This is a genomic window from Tranquillimonas alkanivorans, from assembly GCF_900115595.1.
Lineage (GTDB): Bacteria > Pseudomonadota > Alphaproteobacteria > Rhodobacterales > Rhodobacteraceae > Tranquillimonas > Tranquillimonas alkanivorans.
In genome coordinates this window covers 22648-28647 of the sequence record NZ_FOXA01000037.1, presented here as the reverse complement: position 1 = coordinate 28647, position 6000 = coordinate 22648, and the positions used below count along the sequence as shown (strand labels likewise).

At 57.3% G+C, this 6000-nt stretch carries 6 protein-coding genes; 3 read left to right on the top strand and 3 right to left on the bottom strand.

Going from position 1 to position 6000, the window contains the following annotated elements; all coding sequences use genetic code 11:
• A partial coding sequence (locus tag BM162_RS23385) for an FAD-dependent monooxygenase (RefSeq protein ID WP_342741194.1) occupies positions 1 to 281 on the bottom strand: 281 nt, incomplete at its 3' end.
• A gap of 445 nt (positions 282 to 726) precedes the next feature.
• Here BM162_RS23385 and BM162_RS20200 point away from each other — a divergent pair.
• From BM162_RS20200 to BM162_RS20190, 3 genes are all read left to right on the top strand, one after another.
• Positions 727 to 1659: a helix-turn-helix domain-containing protein gene (locus BM162_RS20200; protein WP_093425478.1), complete on the top strand. Its 933-nt coding sequence runs from the start codon at positions 727 to 729 to the stop codon at positions 1657 to 1659.
• Positions 1660 to 1963: 304 nt separating this feature from the next.
• Positions 1964 to 3298, top strand: coding sequence for an AAA family ATPase (locus tag BM162_RS20195; protein WP_093425476.1), 1335 nt, complete (start codon positions 1964 to 1966; stop codon positions 3296 to 3298).
• Positions 3295 to 4287, top strand: a complete 993-nt coding sequence (locus tag BM162_RS20190; RefSeq protein ID WP_143096245.1) for a hypothetical protein — start codon at positions 3295 to 3297, stop codon at positions 4285 to 4287. The genes BM162_RS20195 and BM162_RS20190 overlap by 4 nt, the downstream gene beginning before the upstream one ends.
• 741 nt (positions 4288 to 5028) lie before the next feature.
• Here the strand turns inward: BM162_RS20190 and BM162_RS20185 are convergent.
• Both BM162_RS20185 and BM162_RS20180 read right to left on the bottom strand, forming a co-directional pair.
• On the bottom strand, positions 5029 to 5481 hold the full coding sequence (locus tag BM162_RS20185; protein ID WP_143096244.1) for a hypothetical protein: 453 nt from the start codon (positions 5479 to 5481) through the stop codon (positions 5029 to 5031).
• A gap of 104 nt (positions 5482 to 5585) precedes the next feature.
• Positions 5586 to 5963, bottom strand: coding sequence for a hypothetical protein (locus tag BM162_RS20180; RefSeq protein WP_093425472.1), 378 nt, complete (start codon positions 5961 to 5963; stop codon positions 5586 to 5588).
• Positions 5964 to 6000: the final 37 nt, after the last annotated feature.

The following is a 6000-nucleotide window of genomic DNA, read 5'->3' as shown; positions in this document are numbered from 1 at the left end:
AGGTTGAAGGCGTCGCCCATCGACACGTTCATCCCCTGCCCCGCCTTCGGGCTGTGCGTGTGGCAGGCGTCGCCGGCGATGAACACCGCCGGATGCCGGCCTGTGGCCCCTCCGGAGAGGTCGTCGAACCTGTCGGTCAGCCGCTGCCCGATCTGGTAGGCCGACCACCAGACCACGTCCTTCACCTCGAAGGAGAACGGGTGGAACACCCGCTGCGCCTTTGCGATGAGTTGCTCGACCGTCTCTGACCAACGATAACCACGGTTATCATCTCGTCGCACACTGGCCCGCAGGCATCGCGCGAGGCGCAAAGACCCGCTACGGGTCAGAATCAGCCTCGTCGCGGACCATGATTCGCAGCTCCTTCGCAGATCAATATCTGGTGGAGCCCGCCGAAACAGAACATATTCTTGTGCAAATCTCTGTATTATCAGTCAGTTGCAAGACATTCTTAACGCAACCTCACGAAGGCGTGGACGGAAGTCAACTTTCGTGGCATGAACGTGTCTGCATCATAAACCAACGCCGCACCAGACGGCGGAATCGAGCAGGACAGAGACAAATGGCACATAAGTAGGCTCAAAAACGAAGAAGCCAGAGCAGTTGGCGCTGCTCTGGGCTTCAATTTCGCGGCTGCTACGAAGCAACCCTAACACACTTTCTTCGTATCAGCCTTAGCCGTAGTTCGCAAGCAAAAGCGCCTTGCGGGGACGATGAGGCACGTCGATGCAACTGAATTTTTCTCCCGAGGGGGGCTTTACTGCCCTGCCCCACGATCTCTTGCACCTTCCAATGACTGACGGAGCCTTCCGGCTTCTCGTTCTGCTTTGCAGTCACGCAAATCAGCACACTGGCGAATGCTATCCTTCACAGAAGCGACTTGCGGAGATGATGGGTAAGTCCAGGCCCTCCATCAGCGCGCACCTAAAGGAACTACGCGACCTCGGCCTCGTGAAGACCTCCGAAACTCGGAACAAAGTCGGCGGCAACGGAAGCCTGCTCTACCTGGTGACGTTCTGGAAGCACTGGCGCCATACGCTGCGCACTTTTCTCTCGAAGGGTCAGCCGCCTGAAGGGGCCAGTCAGCCTGCTGAACGCTATATAGAGACTAACCATAATCATAATAACCACTCTGAAACAAAACCCTCGTCTGATCTCCCTTCACCCCAAAAGGGTTCCGATCCGATCGTCGTGACGGTAGCACAGAAACTTGTAGAGGAATGGCAACAACTCACACGGGGTGTTCAGTACCCCTGCTTCAACGCCAACGTTAATCCGACATTGGTTGAGAAAACCCACGCCATCGTCTCGCAGCTCGTACCGGAGGGTGAGGCAAACCCGATGATAACAGCGGTTATCAAAGACCATCTCCGTACGCTTTGGACAAAGTTGAACGTCCGATGCGGAGAAGACACGCTGTCTCAACAAGTCTTCCATCTGGAACGATCCGCCGACCCAGGACATCTCCTCAGCCGACTTTCGACGTATGTTCAGGAGCAGTGGCGTCCACACTGGAGGCGCCCTCCGTCACCCGAGCAGTTTAAGAACATGCTGGCAAGCGCAGTTCCAAGCGAACCATCGCCCGGAGCCTTGGTCCGAATTTTGCAGAGTTTTCTACAACGCCATCAAGCGGCCTCCGCGCAAAACTCGTTCGTATAACCTCAAATGAACCAAGAATGGGGCTTCCCAGCAAGGCGGACGGCGAGGGAGGTTTGCTACCAACGGCGCCGTCCCTCGCGACGACGCCTTGGAGACAGGCGCGCGTAAGGGGAGCGCTGAAAGAGCAGTTCTCAACCGTCCCGACCAGAGGCTGTCTACATAAGCTTGGAGTCACATATCTCAGCGCGACAAGCTAAAAAAACGATGACTTACCGCATCCGGGCCGGTATCAAATAGAAGAGCCCTACAGTAGGCCCTAAAAGAAAAGTGATAACCGCGGTTATCACTCGAGCAGGAGACGCAGATGCTGGAGACATTCGTCCGATCGCTGACGGGTACGATGCTTTCGGTGAACACAAGGCTGCAGCGCGACCTGACCCGGAAGGAACGCGTCACCAAACGGTTCTCGATTAGAGAGACCGCCCAACTCCTCGGACTCGACAGCGTCTATCTCACGAGAGCAATCACGCGCCTTGCGGATGAAGAGCCCGGCTTCAGGGGGGGCGAGCGCGTCGGGAGAGAGCGCCTGTTTGGTCCTGATGAACTCATGGAGTTGCGTGCAATCCTGCACACGAACAGGCACTCGAAACGCCCCTACCTCCATTGGAGGCAGCCAGGAGAACCTCTCCGAGTTGTTACTTTCGGAGCTCAAAAAGGCGGGACAGGAAAAAGCCTTTCGGCAGCCCACTTCGCGCAGTACGTTTCAATGAACTATGGACTCAGAGTCGGCGTGATCGATTGCGACCCGCAGGCTACCGTCAGCCTGTACTTTGCTGATAACGAGCTACCACTGTTCAGCGACCAAGTCGATACCGCAGCGGAATTCATGGGAATTTCTGAGCCGACGCAGGACGACTTCTTCCGTGCTCCCGCAAACGAACTTGATGCGATGTGGCGATCGACACCGTGGCCGGGCATCCGATTGCTGCCGGGAGGCGCGTCAATTCAATCGGCGGACATCTTCCTTTTTCTGATCTCTCAGAAGCAAAGAAGGCCAATATATTTCGGTCTGAAGGACGCCTTGAGCCGATGGGATGCAAAATATGGACCGAAGACACGTTCCGCTGATCTCCGGAAGGCCGACGGAACCTTTGATAAAGATGTCTTCCGAAGAGCGATGACGGAAACGCTGGACCTGATCGTAATTGACCAGCAGCCTGCGCTAACGCTCATGCAGCTAAATGGACTAATTGCGGCCGATAGCGTGATAATTCCGCAGACGGTAAAGGGCTTCGATCTTTCTACGTTAACTACCTACGCAAGCAGCATCTTGAGCGCGCTTGAGGAGTTGCGAATTCAGTTTCCGGAGAGAGCTGATGAAATTGGGTTGGGGAATCATGTAGTGCTTCCGACTATCGTCAGCCATGATAAGGAGCTCGAGCAAATCATGGAGCTCTACGGGGCAAACGAAGAACTTTTTGCGCAAGTATACTATCCTCGATCAGACGCGATCTCGAATGCCGCAGACGAATATAAGAGCATTTACGAATACAACGCCCCACGGTCTCGTAGAGCTTCGGCGAAGAAATTCACTGAGGATGCCAATATTGTGAATGATTTCCTCGTGACTACCGTGTTGCCGGAGCTTCCAAGCAGAGGCTACGCGCAGGACTATATAGAAAAATGGTGGGCAGCATGAAGAATCAAGTAATGCGTCCGAAGCGTCCAAGAGAATCTTCTCCAACTGAGGATGCGGTTCCACTGAGCGTGTCTAACAAGGGCGTGTGGGGTCAGGCTTCTCGTGCTCAGACGGCGCACATTGTAGAGGAGCTTCGGAGCAATACACAGAGACTTTCCGAGGCGATACGAAAGGGACGCGTTGCCGTCGAACTCGATCCCAGTCAGATCGTCGACGAGGTGGGCTCTGATCGGCTCGGGGACTGGGGGAACGACAAGGCGTTCGCTGAACTCGTTGAAAATTTCAAAGTGCGCGGACAGATGCAGCCGATTAGGGTGCGACCGGCCGATCCTGCTTGGCAGCCCGACGAGAGCAAACCGTATGCTATTTCTGAGAATGAAAAATTTATCCTTCAAAGCGGACGACGAAGGAAGGCCGCCTGCGAGGTCCTGAAGCGCCCAGTTTTAGCGGTAATAACCACAGAACTAAAGGATGGAGATGGCACGCTTAGCGATCTTCAGGAACGTTACTTCGAGAATCAGATTAGGAAAAACCTGACCGGTATTGAGTTTTACCTCGCTGTCGGAGAAATGGCTTACTACATCCGTGAAACACACGGCTCGGACATCAGCCAACGTGCAATTGCAGATCGTCTAAAGCTGCCGCAGCCGACAGTAGCGCTTGGTTTGAAAGCGCAGCGCTTTAGAGTTGAGCTTGAAGCGAGGTTGCCCGCCGAGGCAAGCCAGCGCCAAGTACGAGAAATCCTGCCGTTACTCGAAATGGAGCTGGAGGGCACGGAATCTTCCGACGCAGCGAAGAGGACAATCTCCAAGGGAAAAAGCGGTCACGCCCAGAAATGCATCCCTCTTGAGCATGGCGGTGATGTCAGAATAAAACCGACTAAGAGTGGCATCACGATGATAGCGAAACACGTTGCCATCCCGGAGAAGCAGCAGGCTGCGTTCGAACGCGACTTGGCCGCGCTACTGTCACGATATCAGAGCGGTTAACCGATTGCCGAGAACGTGTGGTAAGGGTTTCGGAAAAATTTCGATCCTTTAGCGCTTCGTCGGCCGGAGGATGGGCCGTTCGCCGGCATCACCTGTGCGGAATGCACGTGGACACTGTCGTGCGTGGAGCTTTATTTCGGAGCTCCTTCGCTGTTTTGTATCGACCAGAGAGGTCGAAATTAGTGACAAGGATTTGTCCAGCGCATGAATAGGCTTGGCGGCGTTACGGACGGCAAGCGAAACATGTCGAGATGAGGAAGCGCGTTGAAAGCGTTGGGGCAGGGGTACAAGAGGAACGGTTGCGAACCGTAAGCCTACCTCGCCTACGTTTCTTGCCCTCATCCACTATCAGGAGATAAACGTGCTCGACCAACGCCTGCCGTGAAGACGGCAGCCATTGACCGCATCCTGTTCGCCGAGGCTTTCTTTGCCCTCGTCCAGCCATCAAGTTGCGTCTGTGAAAGAGGCCTTGGGCTTTGGTCGTCTGTTGAAGATCGTGCGCGGAAACGGAGGAATTTGTTGAAGAGGGGTGCCCGCCATTCCGTGGGGGTGGTGCCGTCCGCAGCTCATGATCTTCCCGAGCGTCGAGGGGCTCGCTTCCGGCAACTGATCGGCGGGAGCGAAAGTCGAGCGTGCGGGCCATCTGGCGGCTCGGAGCGCCAGCGCCTCCCGGGCCCTCGAAACTCGGCGCGAAGCGCGGCCGACGTGGCACAGACGCCGTGGGGCGCCTGTGCCGGATGGTCATGCAGTCACGCCACTTGCCTCGTATCCAAAAATGGCGGCTTCGAGTAGCTCAGCGAGATGTTCGAGTACAGCACCGCGCTGAGTGGTGCACCACTCGAGGCCGTAGGGATCGCGACGGTGGGTAGTCCGGGTGGCCCGCTTGGCTTCCCAAGCCTCCATCTGCGCCTGGAACTTTGCCGCCTCGTGCATGCGCCTGCACGCGGCGAGGCGCAACGCATCAGGAGCGCTGGGGTCGAGCATTTCGTGATACGTGGTGACGTTTACGTCCAGAGTGTTCCCGCCTGGTCGGATACTGAACTGAAACACGATGATCCACTTCGCGGCTTCGACCGTGAGTGCACGCGCCCTCTCGAGGTGCGGACATCCAGCCTCCGCTGCAGCATGCCGGGGCGCTTGCGCCCTGGAGGCCCCGAAATCGTCCTCGAAGGCCGGGTTACGGTAGTTCGTCATCATTTTATCCTTTCGTTGGCATGGGACGCGAGCGCGCGAGCGATCCGCGCCTTCGTCCGGCGGGGCGCGGATCTCTCGGAAGCGCCCGAGATCGAGGCGCCACGTCAGGCGGCCAGGGGTTCCTGGGCGCAGACACCGCTCTCGCTGCATGCCGCCGTCATCAGGTCTTCGAGCCGGTCAGCGGCCAAGCAGATGTCCTCGACGACCGCGCTGGCCGGGTCGATCTCGTCGAAGTACGCGGTCTCGAGGCGCTCGGGGTCGCCGACGTTCTCGAGCGTGAGCAGGTCGTGCAGCGCCGAGACCTCGCGCGCGAGGCGCTGGGTCAACCGCGGCGCTGTGGTCATGTCGTCCAGCAGGCGCTGCGTCCGGCGCAGGGCCGGCCGGCCACCGAGGAGAAGGGCTGCGTTCTGCAGCGCCTCTGCCTCGGAGCACAGGAATACCGCGAGTTCCGCGAACGCGGAGCGTGGGCTGTCGAATGGCATGAGAGATTACCTCGCTTGGCAGCACCGCCCGGAAGTG

What these genes read in the sequence shown, in the direction of transcription:
- BM162_RS20200 (WP_093425478.1), top strand. Translation starts at nt 727, where the DNA reads ATGCAACTGAATTTTTCTCCCGAGGGGGGCTTTACTGCCCTGCCCCAC.
- BM162_RS20195 (WP_093425476.1), top strand. Translation starts at nt 1,964, where the DNA reads ATGCTGGAGACATTCGTCCGATCGCTGACGGGTACGATGCTTTCGGTG.
- BM162_RS20190 (WP_143096245.1), top strand. Translation starts at nt 3,295, where the DNA reads ATGAAGAATCAAGTAATGCGTCCGAAGCGTCCAAGAGAATCTTCTCCA.
- BM162_RS20185 (WP_143096244.1), bottom strand. Translation starts at nt 5,481, where the DNA reads ATGACGAACTACCGTAACCCGGCCTTCGAGGACGATTTCGGGGCCTCC.
- BM162_RS20180 (WP_093425472.1), bottom strand. Translation starts at nt 5,963, where the DNA reads ATGCCATTCGACAGCCCACGCTCCGCGTTCGCGGAACTCGCGGTATTC.